A 21761-nucleotide genomic window follows, 5' to 3' on the forward strand; every position below is an offset into this window, starting at 1 on the left:
CACGCCGCTTTCGCGGTGTCAGCCCACGACGGTGTTGGACGTGACGCCGCCGCTCGCGCCGTCGAGGGTGAGCAGGTGGCGCACGCCGTCGGGCCCGAGCACGACGACCTGCCAGGCCGTGCCGCCGCCCTGCTCCGGCACGGTGGTCAGCGACTCGGCCTTGCCGCCGGAGACCGCGGCCTCCGCCTTGGTCACCGCCTGGTCCGCCGGGAGGGACGGCAGCGGCGCCGGGGCCACCGAGGCGCCCGCCACGCCGGGCCCGGCCGCACCGGGCACGACGACGCCGGGCACAGCGGGACCCGGCACGGCCACGACCTGGCCGCCCTTCACGACGAAGGCGCCGCCGCCGAGGCCGCCCGCCCGCTGGGCGATGACCTGCTTCAGGCCCGGCAGTCCGGCCGGTCCCACCGCGAAGGCGACGTGCTCGTCGCTGTGGCGCACCACGGCCGCGGTCAGCGCGGCCGAGCCGCCGACCAGGACGACCGCGGCCACGCCGCCGACGACCCAGCGGGACCGGCGGCCGGTCACCACCCGGCGGACCGGGCCGCGCCGACGCACCGGCTGCTCCGCGTGCTCCACCAGCTCGTCGCGGTCCACGGCGTCGTCGTGGCCGTCGTGGCCGTCGCGCTCCGTGGGTTCGTCCGGCTCGGCGGGCACCGGGCCCGCCGCGAACGGATCGCTCATCTCGGCTCCTTCAAGAGTTCGTCCTCGGGATTCGGTGCCTGAGAATCCCGCAGCGACGCTGAAGGCCCGCTGAAGATCTTGAAGACCCCTTCAGCTTCCTCCCGGCGGGTGCTGTCACCCTGGTCAGGTGCGCGTACTGATAGTGGAGGACGAACGGCGGCTCGCCGCCGCGCTGCAGCGCGGCCTGGAGGCCGACGGGTTCTCCGTCGACGTCGCCCACGACGGGATCACCGGACTGCGGCAGGCCACGCGCAGCCCCTACGACCTCGTCGTGCTCGACATCATGCTGCCCGGCCTGAACGGCTACCGGGTCTGCGCGACGCTGCGCGCCGGCGGCTACCATGCGGGCATCCTGATGCTGACCGCCAAGGACGGCGAGTGGGACGAGGCCGAGGCACTGGACACCGGCGCCGACGACTTCCTGTCCAAGCCCTTCTCCTACGTCGTGCTGGTCGCCCGGCTGCGCGCGCTGGCCCGCCGGGTGGGCGGACGGCAGCCGCGCCTGGTCCGCCTCGGCGACCTCGCCGTCGACCTGGGCGCGCGCACCTGCGCCCGGGCGGGCGAGCCGGTCCGGCTCACCGCGCGGGAGTTCGCCGTGCTGGAGCACCTGGCGCTGCGGGCGGGCGACGTCGTCTCCAAGCGGGACATCCTGGACGCGGTCTGGGACGAGAACTACGACGGCGACGCCAACGTCGTCGAGGTCCACGTCAGCGCGCTGCGGCGGAAGATCGACACGCCGTACGGGCGGGCGGCCGTGCAGACCGTGCGCGGCGTCGGCTACCGGCTGGCGGTGGACGGTGGCTGACGACGTCCCCGTGGGCGGCCGCCGCGGGGGGATCCGGCGGCGGCTCGGCACGCTGCGCCTCCGCGTCACGCCGCGTTCCGTGCGCGCCCGCGCGACGCTGGCCGCGTGCACGGTGGTGGCGGTCGCGCTCACCGTCGCATCGCTGGCCATGCTGAGCCTGCTGCGCGCCAACCTGCGCGGGACCGCCGAGGCGAGCGCCCGGGGGCAGGCCGGGGTGGTGGCCAAACTGGCCGCGGGCGGACGGCTCGGCAAGCTGGTGCCGCTCGGCGACGGCACCGACTTCGTCCAGGTCGTCGACGGCAAGGGCCAGGTGGTGGCGGCGAGTCAGAACCTCACCGGTCGCCCGGCACTGCCGCAGGTCCCGCTGCCGGTCATGGAGGTACCCGGGCTCAAGCCCTTCGGGATCGAGGCGCGCCAGCAGATCACCAGCGTCGTCGTGAAGACCCCCGACGGGCCGGTGGTCATCCGCACCGGCGTCTCGCTGCGCGCCGCCGACGACGCCGTCTCCACGACGGCGCTCACCCTGGTCGTCGGCTGTCCGCTGCTTCTGCTCACCGTCGCCCTGGTCACCTGGCGGGTGACCGGCCGCGCGCTGCGGCCGGTGGAGGCGATCCGCAGCGAGGTCGCCGCGATCGGCGAGCAGGAGCTGCACCGGCGGGTACCGGTCCCGCGCGGCGAGGACGAGATCACCCGGCTGGCCCGGACCATGAACGGGATGCTGGACCGGCTGGATCTGGCCGGGCGCCGGCAGCGCCAGTTCATCGCCGACGCCTCCCACGAGCTGCGCAGCCCGATCGCCGTGCTGCGCACCCAGTTGGAGGTCGCCCTCGGGCATCCCGACCCGCAGGTGCGGGTGGAACTCGTCGAGGGCGCACTGCAGGACGCCGAGCGGCTCCAGGACCTGGCCGCCGACCTGCTCTTCCTCGCCCGCCTCGACGCCGGTCCCACCGGGCTGCCGACGGCCCCCGTCGACCTCGCCGAGCTGGTCCGCGTCGCGGTCCGCGGCCGCGACGGACGGCGCGTGGCCTTCACCCTCGATCTGGACGACGACGCGGTGGTGCCCGGCCACCACCTGTGGCTGGTCCGGCTGGTGACGAACCTGCTGGACAACGCGGAGCGCCACGCACGCACCGCCGTGCACGTGACGGTGCGGACCGACGCCGGGACGGCGGTGCTGCGCGTCCAGAACGACGGCCCCGCACTCGACGCCGAGGACCGCGAGCGGATCTTCGAGCGGTTCACCCGCCTCGACGACGCCCGCAGCCGCGACGACGGCGGCGCGGGCCTTGGCCTCCCGATCGCCCGCGACATCGCCCACCACCACGGCGGCACCCTCAAGGTGGTCGACCCGGCCGGGCACCCCGGCCTCGCGGCGGGCGCCGAGGCCGTCGAGCTCGCGGGCGGCACGGAGGGCGCGGGCGGCGCGGAGGGCACGGGCGGCACGGAGGGCGCGACCTTCGAGGCGCGTCTGCCCGCTCCCGGTGTCCCGGCTCAGCGCTCCCGGTAGACCAGCGCGACGACGGTCACCAGCGTCGTGGCGAGCAGCAACGCCCACGCCCCGTGGCCGTGCAGGACGAGCGCCGCTCCCGGCGCGGCTCCGGCGATCATCGCGACCACGGTCAGCACCCGGCGGCGCAGCCGGGTGTTGGCCCCGCCCGCGAGGGAGGAGTCGGCGGCGATCCCGGTGAGCGTCATCGTGAGCACCGTGGTCGAGATGTCGGGCACGGCCAGCTTGCGGACCGTGCCGTTGCGCAGGCCCATGGAGAGGCCGAGCACCGCGATGAGCCCGAGCTGGGTGTGCCGGACGCCGACCGTGAACCCGATGACGGTCGCGAGGGCCTGCAGCGACGCCTCCAGCAGCAGCGCGGTGCGGAACCACGTCGGCCGCGAGCTGTGCCGGTGCCGGATGGCCAGCCGCCCGGCCCAGGCCGAGCCGAGCAGGAAGGCGCCCAGCGAGGTCAGCGAGCCTGCGGCGGAGAAGCCGGGCGCACCCGCGATCGCGAAGCCGACGACCACGACGTTGCCGGTCATGTTGGCGGTGAAGACGTGCCCGAGGCCGAGGTAGCTGACGCCGTCGACGATCCCGCTGACGAGGGTGAGCACCAGCAGGGAGAGTGTGAGCGGGTGGCCGTCCCCGATCTCGGCGCCGGTCGGGACCGGTCGGCTCGTGGCTGTGGACATCCACCGAGCATCCCAGCGTCCGCGCTCCGGTGGGGAGTTCCCGGCAGCCGACACGCCGTTCGCGCCGACCCCGGGACCGGCTGAGGTGACACAAGTTGATACATCAACTAGGTAGCGACTATGATCATCACTGACCGACGATGACTGGAGGAGCGATGGCACAGCGCGTGGTGGACAACCCGGACGCGTCCCGGTTCGAGATCTACGACGGCGAGGAACTGGCCGGCTTCGCCGAGTACCACCGGTTCCGGAACGAGATCGCGTTCATCCACACCGAGATCGACCCGAACTTCGGCGGCCGCGGCCTCGGCGGCGCACTCGCCCGCGCGGCCCTGGACACCGTCCGCGAGCTGGGCCTGGAGGTGCTTCCCTTCTGCCCGTTCATCCGCGGCTGGATCACCAAGCACCCCGAGTACGTCGACCTGGTCCCGCAGGCGCAGCGCGCGCGGTTCGGCCTGTGAGCGCCGAGCCCGCGGCACCCGCCGGGCAGGCCGCGCCCGCCGAGGTGCGCGCGGACGGGTTCGCCCGCGTGGGCGCGGCCGTGGCCACCCTGGCCGGGCCCGACTACCACGTCGACATCCGCGTCGGCCGTCACGCCCTGGCCGCCGACGAGCCGGTCTCCCACCGGGGCGCCGACACCGCCCCCACCCCCGTCGGCCTGCTCCTGTCCGCGCTCGGCTCCTGCACGGCCGTGACGCTGCGGATGTACGCGCAGCGCAAGGGCTGGACCCTCGACGCGGTCCGGGTGCACACCGCCTACGAGGAGGGCCCTGACGGCAGCCACCGGATCACCCGGCGCATCGACCTCGACGGCGAGCTCGACCAGGCCCAGCGCGCCCGCCTGCTGGAGATCGCCGAGCGCACGCCCGTCACCCGGGCGGTCCGCGACGGCGTCCCCGTCCTACCCGCCGCCCTGCCCGCGCAGCCCGGCTCCGCCGTCGCCGGTCCGAGCGCGGCAGGCTGACCGGGCCCCGAGCCGGGCGTGCGTCAGCCGCGGGACCGCGGGCGGTCCGGCACGCGGTCCAGCACGATGCCGAACAACTCGGCGTAGGCCGTGGTGAGTTCGTTGTCCGTCAGCTCCCGCTCGGTGCGCCGTCCGGAGTCGTCGGACTCGACGAGCGTACGGCCGCTGACCGTCACCCGGCCGGTCGGCGTCCGCAGCGAGCAGAGCACGTTCTGCGCGAAGTGCGAGCTCGGCGAGGTCTGCTGCCACCAGCAGCAGACCTCGAAGTCGCTGAGCGTGCGCGGGCGCAGCTCCAGCAGGTACTGCGGTTCGCCCTCCCGGGAGACCACGACGTCGGTGTCCCCCGGCCGGCCGTCCAGGCGGTAGCCGCCGGTCGGATCCCGCTGGTCGACGGCGGGGTCGAAGCGGAGCGGGAGGTCGGTGTGCCGCCCGAAGCCGACGTCCACGAGCCACTCGGCGCCGTCGGCGTCGGCGACCCGCAGCGCCAGGTGGTCGAAGAGCGGCCCGAAGCCGTCGGGGCCGTGCACGCGCCCGGCGAGCCGGGTCACCCGGTAACCCAGCGCGTCGAGCAACTCCGCGAAGAGGCCGTTGAGTTCGTAGCAGAACCCACCCCGGCCGCGCCCCACGACCTTGTCGAACAACGCGTCCGGCTCGAGCACGATCGGCTCGCCGAGGTGGATGCTCAGGTTCTCGAACGGCACCGCCCGCAGATGCCGCAGGTGCAGGTCGCGCAGCGCCTCCGCGTCCGGACGCGCCGGGCGTGCGGCGCCGATGCGGGAGAGGTAGGCAGTGACCTGGTCGCCGGAGAGCGTCATGGGTTCATCACACCACGCCGACGCCCACCGCGGACTTCACACCACGGCCATCGCGTCGATCTCCACCAGCATCGGCTCCTGCGGCAGTTCGACGAAGACGGTGGTGCGGCACGGCTTCACGCCGTCGGCCTTGACGTTCTCGGCGATGAACTCGGCGTAGGCCTCGTTCATCGCGGCGAAGTGGTCGCGGGTGGTGAGGTAGACGCGGAACATGACCACGTCCTCGACGCTCGCGCCGCCCGCCTCGACGATCGCCTTGACGTTCTCCAGCGTGCGCCGGGTCTGCGCCTTCACGTCGCCCCGGTAGAGGTACTCGCCCGTCGCCGGGTCCTGCGGGCCCTGGCCGGAGACCTGGAGGATCGGGCCCTTGCGCACACCCTGGGAGAAGAGCCACGCGGGAGCGGGCGCGCCGTCGGTGCGGATCTCGGTCTTCTGGTCGCGCGTCTCGTCGCTCATCCGGCGATTGTTCCACAGCGTGTGATCTTGCTCTCGACGGGCCGGAAAGGGACTTTGGTCCCGTGTCGTCGCCTCCCCCGACACCGGACGATGGCAGGGAGGTCGCGGACAGCGCCGTCGACGGCCCCGCCCTCCCGCACGTCCCCGATTCCGAGGCAGGTCCTCCATGTCGGCGTTCCCCGTCACCGTCCCCGCCGCGCCGGTCCCCGGCGCGCGGTCGAGGTGGCTGCACTGGGCGCCGGCGCTGCTGCTCGTCGTCGACCTGACGGTGGAGACAACCGTCTCCGACGCGGTCGCAGCCGGCTTCCTGCTGACCCTGCTGCCCGTCGTGACCGCGTTCACGCTCGGCCCGCTCGTCGTGGGCGGCGCCACCGCGCTGGCCCTCGGCCTGCAGTTGGCCCTGGCCGACCGGGTCGGCCACCTCACCGAGCAGCACCACGTGTGGGTCTACGTCGCCACCGTCCTCGCGGGCGTGCTCGGCGCGGCGCTGGCCGCGCAGCGGCGGCGGCAGTCACGGGACCTGGTCCGTGTCCGGACCATCGCCGAGACCCTGCAGCGCGCGGTGCTGCGGCCCGTCCCGGGCCGGACGGGCGCGCTGCGGGCCGCCGGCTTCTACCACCCGGCCGAGGCCGACGCGGGGGTCGGCGGGGACCTGTACGAGGTGTGCGAGACGCGCTTCGGCACCCGCGTCCTGCTCGGCGACGTCCGCGGCAAGGGCCTCGCGGCGGTGCGCACCGTCGCCGACGTGCTCGGCGCGTTCCGCACCGCCGCGCACGAGACGCCGGAGCTGGGCGACCTGGCGGCCCAGCTGGACCGCCAGGTCGCCCGGCACGCCGCCGAGACGGGCGACCACGAGCTGTTCGTCACCGCCGTCCTGGTCGAGCACCAGCCCGCCACGGGCCGGCTCTCCGTCGTCAACCGCGGGCACCTCGATCCGCTGCTGCTGCGCGGCTCCGGCGTCGAGCCGGTCGCCTGCCCCGGCGGTCTGCCGCTCGGCCTCGGCGCGCTGGCGGGGCGGGGAGCGGACGCCTCGCAGGCGGCCGTCCGCGAGCTGCACCCCGGGGAGACACTGCTGCTGGTGACCGACGGCATCACCGAGGCGCGCGACAAGGCGGGAACGTTCTACCCGCTCGCCGCCCGCCTGGAGACGCTCGACCCGCGCGACCCGCGCGCGGTGATCGACCACCTGGGCCGGGACGTCCCCGCCTACGCCCAGGAGCTGTCCGACGACCTGACGGCCCTCGCCCTCGCGCCCGTCTTCGGCCCCGAGGCGCTCCTCGTCGAGACGGACGAAGCTCGCCTGGGCGCTCGCGGTGGCGCCGGAGCCGTCGGTCACGGTGATCTTCACGGTCGCGCGCGGTCGCCGAACGCGCCCGCCAGGCCTTCACCGCGGCGGAGGGCTGAGGCCCGAACGGCCGCAGGAGACCGCTCAGCCCGCCGTCGCCAGCTCCAGCGCGGAGACGACCTCGGCACGCGTGGGCGGGCCGGAGGCGCGACGCACCACCCGCCCGTCCCGGTCGAGGACGAGCACGGTGGGCGTGCGCATCACCTCGACGCGGCGGACCAGGTCGAGCCGCTTCTCGGCGTCGATCTCGACGTGCCGGACACCGGGCGTCCCGGAGGCGACGTCGGAGAGCAGACGGCGGGTGCCAGGGCAGGTGGCGCACAGGGACGTGGAGAACTGGACGAGCGTCGCCCGGTCCCCGAGGGACTCCCCCAGCTCACCCGGGGACAGTCGCAGGCCCGCGTCGCCGCGGCCGGTGCGCAGCCTGCCGTCGCGACGGGCGCGGACCAGCCCGAACACGCTCGCGAGGGCGAGCACCACGACGGCGACGACCAGTCCGGTCAGGTCGCTCATCGCGCCGCCTGCCCCAGCCGGGCCCGACCGCGCACGGCCAGCAGGTAGATCTCGCAGCCCAGGCAGTACCCGAACGCGGCGTTGAGGAAGGCGGCGGCCAACGCCAGGGCGGTGGCCGCGATGCCGAGCCAGGTCGCACCGGACAGGTAGCCCACCGCGCCGACGGCGGCGAAGGTCAGCCCGACCGCCTGCGCGAAGCGCGGCGGCCGCTCGTCCTCCAGCTCCCGCGGCGGTCCGAGCCGCGGACGCACCAGGCGGCGGTAGAGCCACCCGTAGGGCGAGTGACGCAGGCCCAGGGCCGCGCCGAGGGCGAAGACGACAGCCTGCGCCGCGAGCAGCGGGCCGCTGCCGGTGGCGAGGACCACGAAGAGAACGAGGGTGGTGAGGACGGCGGCGAAGCGCGGTCCGCGTGGGTCTACGCGGACCGGCGCCCCCTGGGCGCGGTCGGACATGGGGTGCTCCGGGACGGGACGGACGGGACGCGGTTTGGGCGAGCGCGGTCAGCGACACGCGGCGGACCACACCCGACCGAAGTCGATGTGGGCCCTGGTGACCAGGGGCGTCGTCGTACGGAGCATGCCTCCCATTGCAGCAGGCACCCCCTACCGGGTCAATCACAGCCCACCTGCCGGACACACCCACCACCGCCGGCGGACGGTCGGTCAGCCCTGCCGGGCCCAGGCCCCGGGTCAGGCCTGCGGCGCTGTGAGGAAGTCGACGAAGGCTTGCGTGAGCTCCGGGGCGACCGCCGCTGTGCCGTGATTGCCGGGGACCTCGGTCAGGCGGGCGGTCGGCAGGAGTTCGATCAGCTCGCGCGCGGAGGCGAGGCGCTCGTCATCGGTGCCGACGACGACGAGCATGGGGGTCCGCAGCGGGGCGACGAGCTCCTGCGGGGTGTCGACGATCGAGTCGAGCACGTGCAGGAGCGCGACCGGGTCCATGCCCCGGGACCGCAGGTACTGCTCGGTGCGCGCCTCACGCGTGCCCGGCTCGAAGGTGCCGGCGCCCGCGAGGGCGCGCCGCAGGGCGTTTCCGGCGCCGCCGCCCGTGCCCAGGACCTCCCGCAGCCCCTGGCCGCCGACGACCACCCGCCGGGGCGCGGCTCCGCGCACCAGCATGCGCACCGCGATCCGCGCGCCGAGCGAGTACCCGCCCACTGCGTAGTCGTCCAGCTCGAGGTGGTCGACGAGCGCGAGCGCGTCAAGCGTCAGCACGTCCTGCGGATACGACTCGACGTCCTGCGGCTTGGCGCTGCTCCCGTGTCCGCGGAAGTCCGGCATGATCACCCGGTGTCCCCGCGCGGCGAGCGCGGGCGCGAGCCCGGCCCCGGCCCCGGCCCCTGCCGCGAACCACGACTCCGCGTCTGCGGTGACCCCGTGGAGCAGCACGACCGGCCGCCCCTCCCCCACCTCCCGGTAGGCCAGCCGGGCCCCGTCGGGCGCGTCGAAGAACTGGGCGTCCGGGTACTCCCCCGCGGTACTCACCATGCCCGGCACCGTACACCGGCCCACGTCCGGACTCAGACGCGGTCGCCCGGCGCCCCGGTCGAGCAGCTCGCGGGCGTCCAGCGCCGCGAACAGGCGCGCATCCGAGGCCCCGCCGTCACCGAGGCGTAGCGCGGTGTCCTCCGCCGTCTCCGCCACGCGTCCGCCGCCGACAGCGCTTGAGCCGGGGCCCCGACCACCGCGAGGATGGACCCATGATCAAGGGCGTCCTCTTCGACTTCTCCGGCACCCTCTTCCGCATCACCTCCACCCGGGCGTGGCTCGACGGGACACTGGACGCGCTCGAGCTCGACCTGCCCGAGGCCGAGGCCGCCGCGCTCGCCGAACGGCTGGAGCGGGCCGGGGCGCTGCCGGGCGGCGCGAGCCCGCGGCGGCTGCCGGAGGAGCTGCGGCGGCTGTGGGACGAGCGCGACCTCGACGCGGCGCGGCACCGGGCCGCGTACACGGGGCTGACCGCGCTGGCCGGTCCGCTGCCGGACCCGCGGCTGGCGGACACGCTCTACGACCGGCACCTGCACCCCGAGGCGTGGGGCCCCTACCCGGACACCGAGGCCGTCCTCAAGGAACTGCGGCAGCGCGACGTGCCCGTCGGCGTCGTCAGCAACATCGGCTGGGACCTGCGGCCGGTCTTCCGTCACCACGGCGTGGAACAGCTCGTCGACGCCTTCGTCCTCTCCTACGAGCACGGCCTGCAGAAGCCCGACCCGGGCCTGTTCCGGATCGCGTGCGAGGCGCTGCGCCTCGCCCCCGCCGACGTCCTCATGGTCGGCGACGACACGACCGCCGACGGCGGCGCGACGGCGCTCGGCTGCGCGTTCCTGCGGGTGGACCACCTCCCGGCGGACGAGCGGCCCGACGCGCTGACGCCGGTGCTCGCCCGCGTGCACGCCTGAGCCGGCCGCGCGGCCCGGCCGGAGCGCCGGCCTCCGCCGGAGCTTTGGCTCCACCGAGCGACGCCGCCCGACCGACGCCCCGGGGCCGACGCGGAGGCGTCGGCGGCCCACAGAGATCCCACAAACGCCGCTGCTGCACTGCGTCCAGGCACCGCCGAGGCGGCCGGGAAGTGGTGGTCAAGGGCAGTGCACGGCATCGACGGGCCGCCGATCCCGGACGTGGTGGCGCGCTGGCGCGCGGCCGACCACTGCGCGGCGCCGACCACGACCACGACCGGGCCGCTGACCACCACCGCGGCCGACTGCCCCGACGACCGCGCCGTGACGCCGGTCACGATCGCGGGCGCGGGCCACCAGTGGCCCGGCTCGCCCGACCGCCCGCTGATCCAGCGCGCACTGGGCCTTGACACCCCGTCCAAGGCACTGGACGCGACCAGCGTGTTCTGGACGTTCTTCGCCGCCCGTCCGGCCCCGTGAGTCCCTCGCGTCCCGACCGCAACCATTTACCTGCCTCGCGAGTCATCTCCCACGTCGAATGTTCTTTTGATGACATGAGCGGAGCAAAGAGTGGGGCTCAAGAAACGCAGCATCGGGGTGGCACTCGTCACGAGTGCGGTGCTGGCGGGCATCGGTGTGTACGGGGTGCCCGCGATGGCGAACACGAGTGCGAGCGCCCCGCTCGCCGCCAAGCCGATGCTGCTGAACTCGATCACGCCGACGAGCGGTGCGACCGTCGGCGTGGCCATGCCGATCTCGGTGGTCTTCACCGACCCGGTGGCGTCCTCGGCCCGGGCCGCGATAGAGCGGCATTTGAAGGTGACCACCTCGCGGCCGGTCACCGGCGCCTGGCACTGGTTCAGCAGCCAGCGCGTCGACTGGCGGCCGGAGGGCTACTGGCCGGTGGGCACGAAGGTGACCCTCGACGCCGCGCTCGCCGGCGTCGGCGACGGCAACGGCCGTACGGGCACCCGCACGTACACGCACACCTTTACCATCGGCGCGGACTTCGAGACCTTCGTCTCCGCGCCCGGCCACACCATGAAGATCACCCGCAACGGCAAGGTGATCCGCACCATGCCGATCGACGCGGGCAGCAAGACGTTCCCGTCGTGGGACGGCACCATGGCCGTGATAGACAAGCAGCGCTGGGTGCGGATGACCTCGTGCAGCGTGGGCATCACCTGCGACCCGCACAACCCCAACTACTACGACCTCAACCTGCCGTGGGACGTGCACCTGACCTTCTCGGGCACCTACGTCCACTACTCCACGGGCGACCCCACCCCGGGGCACGGGCAGGGCTCGCACGGCTGCGTGCACCTCTCGTACGCCAACGCCGAGTGGTACTACGACAACGTCAAGGTGGGCGACCCGGTGACCATCACCGGCTCGCCGCGCGGCAAGGCCGCGGGGGACAACGGCTACGCGGACTACGACCTCTCCTGGTCGCAGTGGCTCGCGGGCAGCGCGACGGGCGCCCACACGGCCTGACGCACGCCCACGGGTGAACACGCACCCGGCGACGGTCTGCCCGCTCCCGCCTCGGCGAGGGCGGGCAGACCCGTTCACGGCGTCACTTCAGGGCGTCACTTCAGCTCGGACCAGGCCAGGATCGGTTCGGTCAGCTCCACGACGGTGGCCAGCAGCGCGAGCCGGTTGGCGCGGACGGCGAGGTCCTCGTCCATCACCATGACGCCCTCGAAGAAGGCGTCGATCGCCCGCACCAGCGGCCCGCTCTCGGCCAGGAACGCCGCCAGGCCGGGCGAGCCGCCCAGCAGGCCACGGACCTTCTGGACCGCCAGGTGCAGGTCTCGCTCCACGTCCACGGTGAACGCCTCCGGGTCCGGCACGGGCTTCGTCCCTGCCGGGACGATGCGCAGCACCCGCTGCACCGCGGCGGTCGTCAGGGCCAGCGCTTCGGTGCCGTGGGCTTCCTCCAGCTCGGCGAGCCGCCCGGCGGCCGGCACCGGACGGTCCGCCTGCGGCAGCACCGCCCGGACGTCGTGGACGGCGTGCCCGGTCTCCAGCAGCTGCTGCTCGAACCGGCGGACGACGAACTGCCGGGCCTCCTCCAGGCTCACGTCGGTGACCTCGAGCGGCTGCCTCTCGGCAGCGATCCGAAGCATGGTGGAGATCGTCAGCGGCGCGAGGGCCGGATGGGCGCGCAGGATGTTGACCATGCCGAGCGCGGCCCGGCGCAGCCCGAACTGGTCGGAGCCGCCGGTCGGCGCACCGCCGAGCGGCAGCAGACCGGCGAGCAGGTCGGCGCGGTCGGCCAGCGCGAGCAGCGCGCCCGGCGTCGACTGCGGCAGTTTGTCGGCGGAGTGACGCGGCAGCTCCGTCTCGAACAGGGCTTGGGCGACCTCCTCGGGCTGCCCCGCCTTGCGGGCGTAGACCTCGGCCATGACGCCGGCCAGGCTGGACAGCTCGGTCACCATCTGCGAGCCGAGGTCGAACTTCACCAGCCCGGCGGACTTCTCCAGCGTGATCAGATCGCGGGCGCCGATCGGCACGTGCGAGGCGAACTCGTTGGCGGTGGAGGCGATGCGCTCGGCCCGGTCAGCCATCGACCCCAGCTTGTCCTCGAAGGTGAGCAGGTGGAGCCGCTCCTGCATGGCCTCCAGCGGGGTGTCCAGGTCGGCCCGCCAGAAGAACGCGGCGTCCTCGTAACGGGCCCGCAGCACGGCCTCGTTGCCACGCCGCACCACGTCCTGGTCGCAGGAGCCGTTGGCGACGGTGACGAAGTAGGGCAGCAGCGCGCCGTCCGCGTCGAGGACGGGCAGGTAGCGCTGGTGCTTGCGCATGACGGTGGTGAGGATCTGGTCCGGCAGTTCGAGGTACTTGCGGTCGAAGGTGCCCAGGATCGGGGTGGGGAACTCGACCAGGTTGGTGATCTCGTCCACCAGCGCCCGGTTGGCCTCCAGATCCACCACTCCGCCCACCTGGGCGGCCAGTTGCACCGCCGCGGCCTGGATGACGGTGCGCCGGGCGTCGGTGTCGGCCACGATGCCGTGACGGGCCAGCAGTTCCACGAAGCCGTCGGCCTTGGCCACCTCGACCTCGGGCTGCGCGGCGGTGCGGTGGACGCGGGTGGTGCGGCCGGAGACGAGGCCGGAGACCGTGAACGGCACGACCTCCTCACCCAGGAGAGCCAGGATCCAGCGGATCGGCCGGGAGAAGGACAGGCCGGAGGCGTTCCAGCGCATGTTCTTCTCGGCCCGCAGGCCGGAGACCACGGCGGGCAGCACCTGCGCCAGCACCTCCTCGGCGCTGCGGCCGGCCACGACGCGGGTGAGCACCACGTGCTCGCGGCCGCCGAACTCGCCGCGCCCGAGCGTGGCCGGGTCGGCGTCCTGGCTGCGGGCGAAGCCCAGCAGCGCGGGCGTGGGCGCGCCCTCGGCGTCGTACGCGGCGGACACGCGTGGGCCCTTGACGGTCTGCTCGTGGTCGGGCTCGGCGGCCTCGACGCCCTCCAGGGTCACCACGACGCGGCGCGGGGTGGCAGCGACGTGCAGCGCGCCGTGGCCGAGCCGGGTCGCACCGAGTGCGCTCCCGATCGCGTCCCGCACGGAGTCGACGACCCGCGCGGCCTCGGCGGGCGGCAGCTCCTCGAAGCCGATCTCGAACGCCAGGGTCCGCGGCGCGTTCGGGTCGGGGGTCGCGGCGGCCTCCGGCGCGGCCTCGGCGGGGGCGTCCGGCGCGGCCGTGGCGAGGCCCAGCGGGTGGTCGAGTTCGGCACGGCGCTCGGCCCACAGCGCCGCGACGTCGTGGGCGAGGGCGCGCATCCGCGCGAAGGAACGCGCGCGCTCGGTGGTGGAGATGGCGCCGCGGGCGTCGAGCACGTTGAACGTGTGCGAGCACTTGAGCACGTACGAGTAGGCGGGCACCGGCAGCCGCAGGTCGAGCAGGCGCCGGGCCTCCCGGGCGTAGGCCTCGAACAGCTCGCGGTTGGTGTCCACGTCCGCGTCGTCGAGGTAGTACCGGCTCATCTCGTACTCTGCCTGGCCGAACACCTCGCCGTAGGTGATGCCGGGCGCGTACGCGATGTCCTTGAAGTGGCTGACCCCCTGCAGAGCCATCAGGATCCGCTCCAGGCCGTAGGTGATCTCCACCGAGACCGGGTCCAGCGTGATGCCGCCGGCCTGCTGGAAGTAGGTGAACTGGGTGATCTCCAGGCCGTCGAGCCACACCTCCCAGCCCAGGCCCCAGGCGCCGAGGGCGGGCGAGGCCCAGTTGTCCTCGACGAAGCGGACGTCGTGCGCCTCGATGTCGATGCCGAGCGCCTTGAGGCTGCCCAGGTAGAGCTCCTGCGCGTTCCCGGGCTCGGGCTTGAGGATGACCTGGAACTGCGTGTGCGTCTGCAGGCGGTTGGGGTTCTCCCCGTAGCGCGAGTCGTCGGGGCGCACGCTGGGCTCGACATAGGCGACACGCCACGGCTCGGGACCCTGGACCCGAAGGAACGTGGCGGGGTTCAGCGTTCCGGCGCCGACCTCGCTGTTCATCGGCTGGGCGACTAGGCAGCCCTGCTGCGTCCAGTACGCGTTGAGGGCGAGCAGAGCTTCCTGCATCGTCAGCATGGTGCAACCCCACAAGTCGGTGAACTGGCCCTCCGGGCCCGCGCTCACGCTGCGACGAGACGCCCGGAAAGGCCGACGTCCGGCGATTCTATGCACTGCGCCCCACCCCCTGACGAAGGAGTTCACCGAGCCGTTAGAGCCTGTTTGTATCCACTGTTAGATCTATTGCTTAACGTGCGTTGACCACTTCTTCTGTGGAAGGACACCGCACATGAGCCGCGTCACCAAGATCTCCGCTGCGGCGGTGAGTCTGGCCGTCCTCGCCGTCGCCGGAACCGCCGTCGCCGAGGCGAACCGGGGCAACGACAACGACTGGCCCTACGCCCAGCACAGCCCCGCCGTCTACACGTTGGCGGCCGTCGGCGACATCGCCTGCGAGCCCGACGACGAGGAGAACGCCGGCACCCCGACGGCACTGAAATGCGGCAGCCCCACCCTGGGCGGCATGAGCGCCGAGTTCGCCACCGCGAAGCAGGCCACCGACATGCGCCCCGACGCCGTCGCCCTGCTCGGCGACGAGCAGTACCAGGTCGGCAAGTTGACCGACTTCGAGCAGTCCTTCGACCAGGCCTGGGGCGGCCTGAAAATGCTCGAGCGTCCGGCGCCGGGCAACCACGAGTACTACTCGTACGCCAAGAAGGGCGACAACGAGGCGGGCCAGAACGGCACCGGCTACTTCAGCTACTTCAACGGCCACAACCAGTCCGGCTCGCCCACCACCCAGGGGCAGGCCGGCGACGACACAGCCGACAACCAGGGCTGGTACTCCTACAACCTCGGCAACTGGCACATCGTCTCGCTCAACGCCGAGTGCGACTCCGACGAGTTCAAGCACGACTGCTCCACCACGGACGACGGCCTCCTCGCGCAGGAGACCCAGTGGCTCTCCAAGGACCTGGCCGTCAACACGCGTCCGTGCACCATCGCGTACTGGCACCAGCCGACCTTCAGCGCCACGACGGCCTCGACCGCGACCGTCCCCGCGTCCGCCCCGGGCGCCGGCGGAGTCGAGGGCGCGGCGGCCGACGCCTGGTGGAAGCTCCTCTACCAGCACCGCGCCACGCTGATCCTCAACGGCCACGAGCACGCCTACGCGCGACTGCGCCCGATGAATCCGGCCGGCCAGTCGGACCCGACGCACGGCATCCCGGAGTTCGTCATCGGCTCCGGCGGCGAGGCGCTGGACACCCTGGCCGGCACGCCCGGCAACTGGGCCAACCCCAACGTGGTGACCGCCCAGGCCAGCGCCTTCGGCGTCATGAAGCTCACGCTCAAGTCCCACGGCTACAGCTGGGACTACCAGCCCGCCCTGGCCGGCCCCGGCTTCGACTCCACGGCGCTGCAGTACAGCGACACCGGCAGCGGCACCTGCAAGTGAGGCCCCGTCCCTCGCACGCACCGACCGCGCCGCACGCAGCAACCGCACCGCAGGCACTACGGGCACCAAAGGCAGCAAAGGCACCAACCGCACGGTCTCGGCCGACTCGGCCGACTCGAACGACTCCCGGGAGCGCGTCGCCGACGTGGCGGCACCAACCGCCTGGTGACCGTGGCCGACCACGTCGACGCCACCACCGCGGCCGGTGACTCCTTCCGCACCCGTCGCACCGCCCGCTCCGGCGAGGCCCTGCGCGGCATCGTCTACGTCCCGGGCGAGTGACCCCACCGCCTGACCACCCCTGAGGGCCGGCCTCCCCGAGGTCCGGCCCTCTGCCGTCCCCTTCCCTAGCGCCTCCCGCCCCTTCGCGGTACCGGCCGTGGACCCCTTCGTCTTCCGGGCGAGCACGTCCGCTCGCTCGCCCCCGGCGCTCCGCGCTCCGGCTTCTGACGCGACGCCGGACGGACCGGAACGGTCCGGGGCGGAACGGCTGGGCCCGGAACGGCTCAGCCCGGGGTGCGCACCTGGAGGAAGGCCGTGGTGCGGCGCAACGTGAAGCCGATGGACTCGTAGAGCCGGACGGCGCTGGTGTTTTCGGCGGCGGCATGCAGGAACGGGGTCTCCCCGCGTTCCCTGATCCCGGCGGCGAGCGCGCGAACCAGACGGGTCGCCAGGCCCCGGCCGCGGTGGCCGGGGTCCGTGCACACCGCGCTGATCTCGGTCCAGCCGGGCGGGTGCAGCCGCTCGCCCGCCATGGCGACGAGCCGGCCGCCCTCGCGGATGCCCAGGTAGACGCCGAGCTCGACGGTGCGGGGCAGGAACGGTCCCGGCTCGGTGCGGGCGACCAGATCGAGCATCTCGGGCACGTCGTCCGGTCCGAGGCGGACCGCCTCCGGCGCGGGCTCGGGCCGCAGCGCGGTGTCGACGAGCTGCACGCCCCGCACGGACCTCACGATCTGCCAGCCCTCGGGGGGTGCGGCGATCGCGCCGCTGACGGCCGTCACGCGGCCTGGTCCGACGAGCGTGGCGAGGTCCGCCCAGGCGCGGGGATCGGCCGGGTCGGCGAACGCGGTGAAGGGAGCGACGTCGACGGGGTAGCGGGCGGCCCGACCGACCCGGTCCGCGAAGCGGGCGTGCGGGCCGGTGAGCGCGGCCCAGATGGGGTTGTCCAGGAGGTGCGGGCTGTCGCCGCTCCCGGGGGAGGACGAGGACGGCTGCTGGACTCCGGTCGACACGGCGGGCCGGTCCTCCTTCTCTCGGGTTCTCACGGGTTCCCTCAGGGAGACGGAGTCGCTGGTCGGTGTCGATCCTCCCGCCCGCCAGGGCCAAGTGGCCGGTCGAGGAGGAGGGTCCGCGTCCGACGGACGGGCGTCACCCGGTCGGCCAAGCTAGGCGCGTTCCGCGCGGGATGTCAACGGCCGGCCACGGCCGAGACGGAGGGCGCCCGGTCCGGCGCCGAGCGGGGCGTCAGCGGCCGGGACCGCGCGTCCTGATGAGGCGCTCGTACGCGCGGACGCGCAGCACGTCATCCGGGAAGCAGCTGTCCCAGCCCCGGTCCAGCCGTATCCAGGTCGCCGGCTGTCCGGGCTCCGCGATCAGCGGCGCGCCCGGGTCGGCGATCGCCGCGTAGGACAGTGACAGGGTCACCGGCAGAGCCGGATGGAACGACCGCACCGCCGCCGCGGCGGGCCGCTCCAGCAGCCGCGGGCGCAGCCCCGTCTCCTCGGCCAGCTCCCGGGCGGCGCCCTCGCGCGGGCACTCTCCGGGCTCGACCTTGCCACCCGGCGGGACCAGCCCGCGCACCGGATGCCTGACCAGCACGATCTGCTCCAGGGCCGGATCCAGGACCCAGACCTCGGCGCCCAACGGCTCCACGGCACCGGCCAGCGCAGCGCGCAACCAGGCTCTGGCCCCGTCGAACTCCAGCGTCGCGGCTGCGGCATCAGCAACGGCAGCGTCAAGCGGGCGCTGCTCGAACGGGCTACGGATCATGACGACACGTTACCTAGCCCCACTGACACCGCCCGGCCGCGGAAGCCTCGCCTCAGGCGCGTTCGAGGACCCGTCGCTCCCCCGCACGGACCGGAGGAGACGGACGGTGCGCTCCGCCGCGAACGGGTAGAAGCGCGCGGGCAGCACCCAGTCCGGGTCGTAGGGGAACGCGTCGAGGTCGGCGAAGCCGGACCCGGCGCGGCTGGCGGGGTCGAAGACCCGCACCGCGTACCGGCCCTGCCCGGCGATCAACTCAGGTCGGCGGCGGCCGTCTCCGACACGCGGACCCTCCGTCCCCGCACCGGCGCGCGGCCGGAGGGCCGGGCGGTCGCACCGCCGGGCCCTCCGCGCACGTGGTGTCTCAGGACGGCGTGATGCGCCCGCGCCAGCCGCCTTCCTCGAACCCGCGGTCCTCGACGTACTGCTTGAAGCGCTTGAGGTCTCCCTTGACGCGCCGGTCGACCATCCCGAGGACGTCCGCCGCCTTCTCCGCGACGCCCTCGGGCTCGAACGCCAGAGCCATCCTGACGGCGGTGCGGGTCTGGTCGAGGCGCTGGAAGGTCACGACGCCGTGCTGCTGCACCTCGCCGCCGATCGTGCGCCAGGCGATCCGCTCGTCCGGCAGCTGGTCGACGATCTCGGTGTCGAACTCCCGCGTCGCGCCGCCCACCTTCGTCCTCCAGTGGTTGTGGCGGGCGTCGATCTGGGTGACCTCCTCGACCCCCTCCATGAACCGGGGGAACTCCTCGAACAGCGTCCACTGGTTGTAGGCCGTGTGGAGCGGGACCTCGACCTCGATGGACTCCTGAACCGTGCTCATCCGCTGGCCTCCTCTTCGTCGCGGTACGAAGGCGCGCCTGCCCGCGATCGACGGGAGCTAACAGCCACCGGCCCATCTGTGCGGTGTCACGGCCGCGACGTCACGGTTGCGGTGTCACGGCTGCGATGTCACGGCGGGGCCGCGGCGCGGCGGCGTTCGACGTCGAGCACGGCTTCCAGGTCGTCCAGGCGCGCGAGGCCGGAGACGGCCCGCGCCGTGCGGGGGTTGCCCGCGAGCAGCGCGCGGTGTCCGGCGACGAAGCCCCAGTAACCGGTGGTGTACGGGCAGGCCCTCGGGCCGGTCCGCTCGTGCGGGCGGTAGCGGCAGGACCCGCAGAAGTCGCTCATCCGGTGGATGTACGCGCCGCCCGCCGCGTAGGGCTTGGTCGTCATCAGGCCCGCGTCGGCGTACTGGGACATGCCCGTCACGTTGGGGACCATCACCCAGTCGTAGCCGTCGACGAAGGCCCGGTGGAACCAGTCGGTGACCTGTCGCGGGTCCCACCCGTGCTGAAGGGCCCAGTTCCCCAGCAGCATCAGGCGCGGGATGTGGTGGGTCCACCCCACGTCGCGGACCTCGGCGAGGGCGTGCCGCAGGCAGGACGCCTCCACCGCGTCGGCGTCGAGCTCGGCGAACCAGTCGGGGATGTCCGCCCGGTGGCCGAGGGCGTTCGCCGTGCGGTGCTCCTCGCCCAGGTGCCAGTACAGCTGCCACACGTACTCGCGCCACCCGGCGACCTGCCGGACGAACCCCTCGACGCTGTTGAGTGGCGCGGTCCCCGCCCGGTAGGCGGCCTCGGCGCCCCGGACGCACTCCAGCGGATCGAGCAGACCAAGGTTGAGCGGGACGGACAGCAGGCTGTGGGCCATCCACGGGTCCCCGGCGAGCATCGCGTCCTCCCACCGGCCGAAGTCGGGAAGCCGGCGGGCGAGGAAGTGCGCCAGCGCCTGCTCCGCCTCGGCGCGGGTGACCGGGAACCGCCGCGGCCCGTCCCGGCCGAGAAGGCGCACCTCCCCGCGCCGTTCCCAGCGGTCCAGATCGGCCCGGACCTCCTCGTCGATCGCGTCCTCCTGCGGCCACCACGGCGGGTCCACCGGCAGCCGGTCGCCGCCTCGCGGCGGGCGCTCGCGGTTGTCGGCGTCGAGGTTCCAGCGCCCGCCCGCCGGTTCTCCGCCGTCGAGCAGGAGATCGTGACGCTCGCGCACCTTGCGGTAGAAGTCCTCCAGCAGCAGTCGCCGCCGGCCTCGCCCCTCGGCCCAGGTCCGGAAGAACGCGAAGTCGGTCAGGAAGCCCCGGGGCGGCAGCACCTCGGTCTGCGGCAGCGCGCGCACCAGGCCCAGAGCCGCCCGCGAGGTCGGGTGGCGCACCGTGACGGCGGCCTTCCCGACCGCCTCGCGCAGCCCCTCGCGGTAGCTGTCGGCTCGGACGTAGCGGGCCCGGGCGCCCAGTTCGGCGGCGCGGTGCCGCAGCGCGGAGAGCACGAGATGGGCCTTGGCCCGGTGGAAGGCCCTGCGGCGCAGCACCGACCGGCACTCGATCAAGACGACGGGGGCGTCCGGGTCCGGCCCGCCGGGGCCGGGCTCCAGGAATCCGGGACCGAGCTGGTCGGCGAAGAGCCAGTGCGGGCGAGTTCGCGTCACGCAGCCTCCTGACCAGCGCCGTCGACCGGTTCGTGATCTCCACCATGCCGCCGTTCGCGTCGCCGGGGACAGGCGCATCGTTCTGTCATCGATTCGCCGCTCCGTGTCGCGTCCCGGCGTCGGGGTAGGCGCGGCGCAGGTGGCCACGACGGGGCCACCACGGACGGCCGGGGGGTACGAGGCGTGGCTGAGGACGGCGGGGCGGTCGAGTCGGAGCTGCCGGAGTCCGTGGGGTACGCGCTCAAGCGCGTCTTCCTGGGTCGGCCCCTGGTCACCGAGCAGCTGCGCGAGGAGCGGCTCTCCAACCCGGTCGCGCTGGGTGTGCTCTCGCCGGACGCGATCTCCTCCTCGGCCTACGGTCCGGAGGAGATGCTGCTGGCGCTGCTGCCGTACGCGGGGTTGGCGGCGTTCACCCTGATCCTGCCGCTCACCGGGGCGATCCTGTTGATCCTGGTGCTGGTGGCGGCCTCCTACCGGCAGGTGGTGGAGGTCTACACCCGGGCGGGCGGCTCGTACGTGGTCTCCCGTGACAACTTCGGGCCGAAGGTCGCCCAGGTCGCCGCGGCGGCGCTGCTGATCGACTACGTGGTGACGGTGGCGGTCCAGGCGTCCGCGGGGACGGTGGCGGTCGCCTCGGCCCTGCCGGCGCTGGGTCCCTACAGTTTGGAGATCACCATCGGGGTGGTGCTGGTCCTGTGTGTGGCCAACCTGCGCGGGCTCCGTGAGGCCGGACGGCCCTTCGCACTGCCGACGTACCTCTTCTCCGTGCTGGTCGGCGTAGTGATCACCGTGGGCGTCGTCAAGCACTTCACGGTCGGGCTGCCGGTCTACGACCCCTCGCGCCAACCGGGCACGGTCGCCGTACACAAGGGCTCCGGCGTGGTGGCCGGGGCGACGGTGCTGGTGCTGCTGCGCTCGTTCGCCAACGGCGGCTCGTCGCTGACCGGGGTGGAGGCCATCTCCAACACCGTCTCGGCCTTCCGCAAGCCCCAGGGCCGCAACGCCCGCACGGTGCTCACCGTCATGGCCTGCACCCTCGGCTTCCTGATCACCGGAGTGACGCTGCTGGCGCACTACACCCACGCCACCCCGTACACGGCCGGTTACCCGTCGGTCCTGTCGCAGGAGACCCAGGCGGTCTTCGGCCACGGAACCACCGGAGAGGTGCTGTACGCGCTGGTGCAGGCAGCCTC

At 73.7% G+C, this 21761-nt stretch carries 21 protein-coding genes and 1 pseudogene; 10 read left to right on the top strand and 12 right to left on the bottom strand.

The features are described from left to right. Positions 1–18: 18 nt before the first annotated feature. Positions 19–684, bottom strand: coding sequence for a PepSY domain-containing protein (locus TR48_RS44760; RefSeq protein ID WP_042372077.1), 666 nt, complete (start codon positions 682–684; stop codon positions 19–21). 127 nt (positions 685–811) lie between these two features. Between TR48_RS44760 and TR48_RS27210 the strand changes: the two genes are divergently transcribed. After that, positions 812–1489 carry a response regulator transcription factor gene (locus tag TR48_RS27210; protein WP_042372078.1) on the top strand — a complete coding sequence of 226 codons (678 nt, stop codon included), beginning with the start codon at positions 812–814 and terminating at the stop codon, positions 1487–1489. A 79-nt stretch (positions 1490–1568) separates the two neighbouring features. Then, entirely contained in the window at positions 1569–2996 is a 1428-nt protein-coding gene (locus TR48_RS27215) for a HAMP domain-containing sensor histidine kinase (RefSeq protein ID WP_439654499.1), read from the top strand. On the opposite strand, the gene TR48_RS27220 is transcribed toward TR48_RS27215, so the two are convergent. Further along, positions 2981–3670 carry a YoaK family protein gene (locus TR48_RS27220; protein WP_042372080.1) on the bottom strand — a complete coding sequence of 230 codons (690 nt, stop codon included), beginning with the start codon at positions 3668–3670 and terminating at the stop codon, positions 2981–2983. The two genes, TR48_RS27215 and TR48_RS27220, sit on opposite strands and share 16 nt — an antisense overlap. 155 nt (positions 3671–3825) lie before the next feature. Here TR48_RS27220 and TR48_RS27225 point away from each other — a divergent pair, with 155 nt between their 5' ends. Together TR48_RS27225 and TR48_RS27230 are read left to right on the top strand one after the other, a co-directional pair. Further along, positions 3826–4131 (top strand): GNAT family N-acetyltransferase, encoded by a 306-nt coding sequence (locus TR48_RS27225; RefSeq protein ID WP_042372082.1) that lies wholly within the window; start codon positions 3826–3828, stop codon positions 4129–4131. Beyond that, on the top strand, positions 4128–4634 hold the full coding sequence (locus tag TR48_RS27230; protein ID WP_063771075.1) for an OsmC family protein: 507 nt from the start codon (positions 4128–4130) through the stop codon (positions 4632–4634). Before TR48_RS27225 ends, TR48_RS27230 begins: the two co-directional genes overlap by 4 nt. Positions 4635–4657: 23 nt before the next feature. Here the strand turns inward: TR48_RS27230 and TR48_RS27235 are convergent, their stop codons facing one another. Both TR48_RS27235 and TR48_RS27240 read right to left on the bottom strand, forming a co-directional pair. Further along, positions 4658–5449 (bottom strand): arylamine N-acetyltransferase family protein, encoded by a 792-nt coding sequence (locus TR48_RS27235; RefSeq protein ID WP_042372084.1) that lies wholly within the window; start codon positions 5447–5449, stop codon positions 4658–4660. Positions 5450–5485: 36 nt separating this feature from the next. Further along, positions 5486–5905 carry a RidA family protein gene (locus tag TR48_RS27240; RefSeq protein WP_042372086.1) on the bottom strand — a complete coding sequence of 140 codons (420 nt, stop codon included), beginning with the start codon at positions 5903–5905 and terminating at the stop codon, positions 5486–5488. 166 nt (positions 5906–6071) lie between these two features. On the opposite strand from TR48_RS27240, the pseudogene TR48_RS45820 reads away from it, so the two are divergent. Then, positions 6072–7142: pseudogene (locus TR48_RS45820) on the top strand (PP2C family protein-serine/threonine phosphatase); the annotation flags it as partial. A gap of 192 nt (positions 7143–7334) precedes the next feature. Here the strand turns inward: TR48_RS45820 and TR48_RS45825 are convergent. From TR48_RS45825 to TR48_RS27255, 3 genes are all read right to left on the bottom strand, one after another. Then, positions 7335–7754, bottom strand: coding sequence for a TlpA family protein disulfide reductase (locus TR48_RS45825; RefSeq protein ID WP_170183564.1), 420 nt, complete (start codon positions 7752–7754; stop codon positions 7335–7337). Positions 7755–7759: 5 nt separating this feature from the next. Then, a complete protein-coding gene (locus tag TR48_RS27250; protein ID WP_042372088.1) occupies positions 7760–8215 on the bottom strand; it encodes a DUF4395 domain-containing protein in 456 nt (151 codons plus the stop codon). A 237-nt stretch (positions 8216–8452) separates the two neighbouring features. After that, positions 8453–9250: an alpha/beta fold hydrolase gene (locus TR48_RS27255; protein ID WP_042372141.1), complete on the bottom strand. Its 798-nt coding sequence runs from the start codon at positions 9248–9250 to the stop codon at positions 8453–8455. A 212-nt stretch (positions 9251–9462) separates the two neighbouring features. Between TR48_RS27255 and TR48_RS27260 the strand changes: the two genes are divergently transcribed. From TR48_RS27260 to TR48_RS27270, 3 genes are all read left to right on the top strand, one after another. Beyond that, a complete protein-coding gene (locus TR48_RS27260) occupies positions 9463–10161 on the top strand; it encodes an HAD family hydrolase (RefSeq protein ID WP_042372090.1) in 699 nt (232 codons plus the stop codon). A 186-nt stretch (positions 10162–10347) separates the two neighbouring features. Next, positions 10348–10638: an alpha/beta hydrolase family protein gene (locus TR48_RS27265; protein ID WP_052443091.1), complete on the top strand. Its 291-nt coding sequence runs from the start codon at positions 10348–10350 to the stop codon at positions 10636–10638. Positions 10639–10728: 90 nt separating this feature from the next. After that, positions 10729–11652 carry a L,D-transpeptidase gene (locus TR48_RS27270; protein WP_042372092.1) on the top strand — a complete coding sequence of 308 codons (924 nt, stop codon included), beginning with the start codon at positions 10729–10731 and terminating at the stop codon, positions 11650–11652. Between the two features lie 95 nt (positions 11653–11747). Here TR48_RS27270 and TR48_RS27275 read toward each other — a convergent pair whose 3' ends face one another. Beyond that, positions 11748–14786, bottom strand: a complete 3039-nt coding sequence (locus TR48_RS27275) for a glycine--tRNA ligase (RefSeq protein WP_236652356.1) — start codon at positions 14784–14786, stop codon at positions 11748–11750. Positions 14787–14949: 163 nt separating this feature from the next. Here TR48_RS27275 and TR48_RS27280 point away from each other — a divergent pair, with 163 nt between their 5' ends. Continuing rightward, complete coding sequence (locus TR48_RS27280; RefSeq protein WP_042372095.1) at positions 14950–16116, top strand: metallophosphoesterase family protein; 1167 nt, start codon at positions 14950–14952, stop codon at positions 16114–16116. Positions 16117–16622: 506 nt separating this feature from the next. Here TR48_RS27280 and TR48_RS27285 read toward each other — a convergent pair. The 4 genes from TR48_RS27285 to TR48_RS27305 form a co-directional block, all read right to left on the bottom strand. Next, the gene (locus tag TR48_RS27285; RefSeq protein ID WP_042372097.1) at positions 16623–17351 is read right to left on the bottom strand and encodes a GNAT family N-acetyltransferase; all 729 of its coding nucleotides are present in this window, start codon (positions 17349–17351) and stop codon (positions 16623–16625) included. Positions 17352–17583: 232 nt separating this feature from the next. Then, a complete protein-coding gene (locus tag TR48_RS27290) occupies positions 17584–18108 on the bottom strand; it encodes an NUDIX domain-containing protein (protein ID WP_042372099.1) in 525 nt (174 codons plus the stop codon). A 361-nt stretch (positions 18109–18469) separates the two neighbouring features. Then, positions 18470–18928, bottom strand: coding sequence for an SRPBCC family protein (locus TR48_RS27300; RefSeq protein ID WP_042372102.1), 459 nt, complete (start codon positions 18926–18928; stop codon positions 18470–18472). Positions 18929–19056: 128 nt separating this feature from the next. Continuing rightward, positions 19057–20568: a cryptochrome/photolyase family protein gene (locus tag TR48_RS27305; protein WP_042372105.1), complete on the bottom strand. Its 1512-nt coding sequence runs from the start codon at positions 20566–20568 to the stop codon at positions 19057–19059. A 183-nt stretch (positions 20569–20751) separates the two neighbouring features. On the opposite strand from TR48_RS27305, the gene TR48_RS27310 reads away from it, so the two are divergent. After that, positions 20752–21761, top strand: a 1010-nt coding sequence (locus TR48_RS27310; protein ID WP_042372145.1) for an APC family permease, incomplete at its 3' end; no start/stop codon positions are given.

The organism is Streptacidiphilus neutrinimicus (assembly GCF_000787815.1).
GTDB lineage: Bacteria > Actinomycetota > Actinomycetes > Streptomycetales > Streptomycetaceae > Streptacidiphilus > Streptacidiphilus neutrinimicus.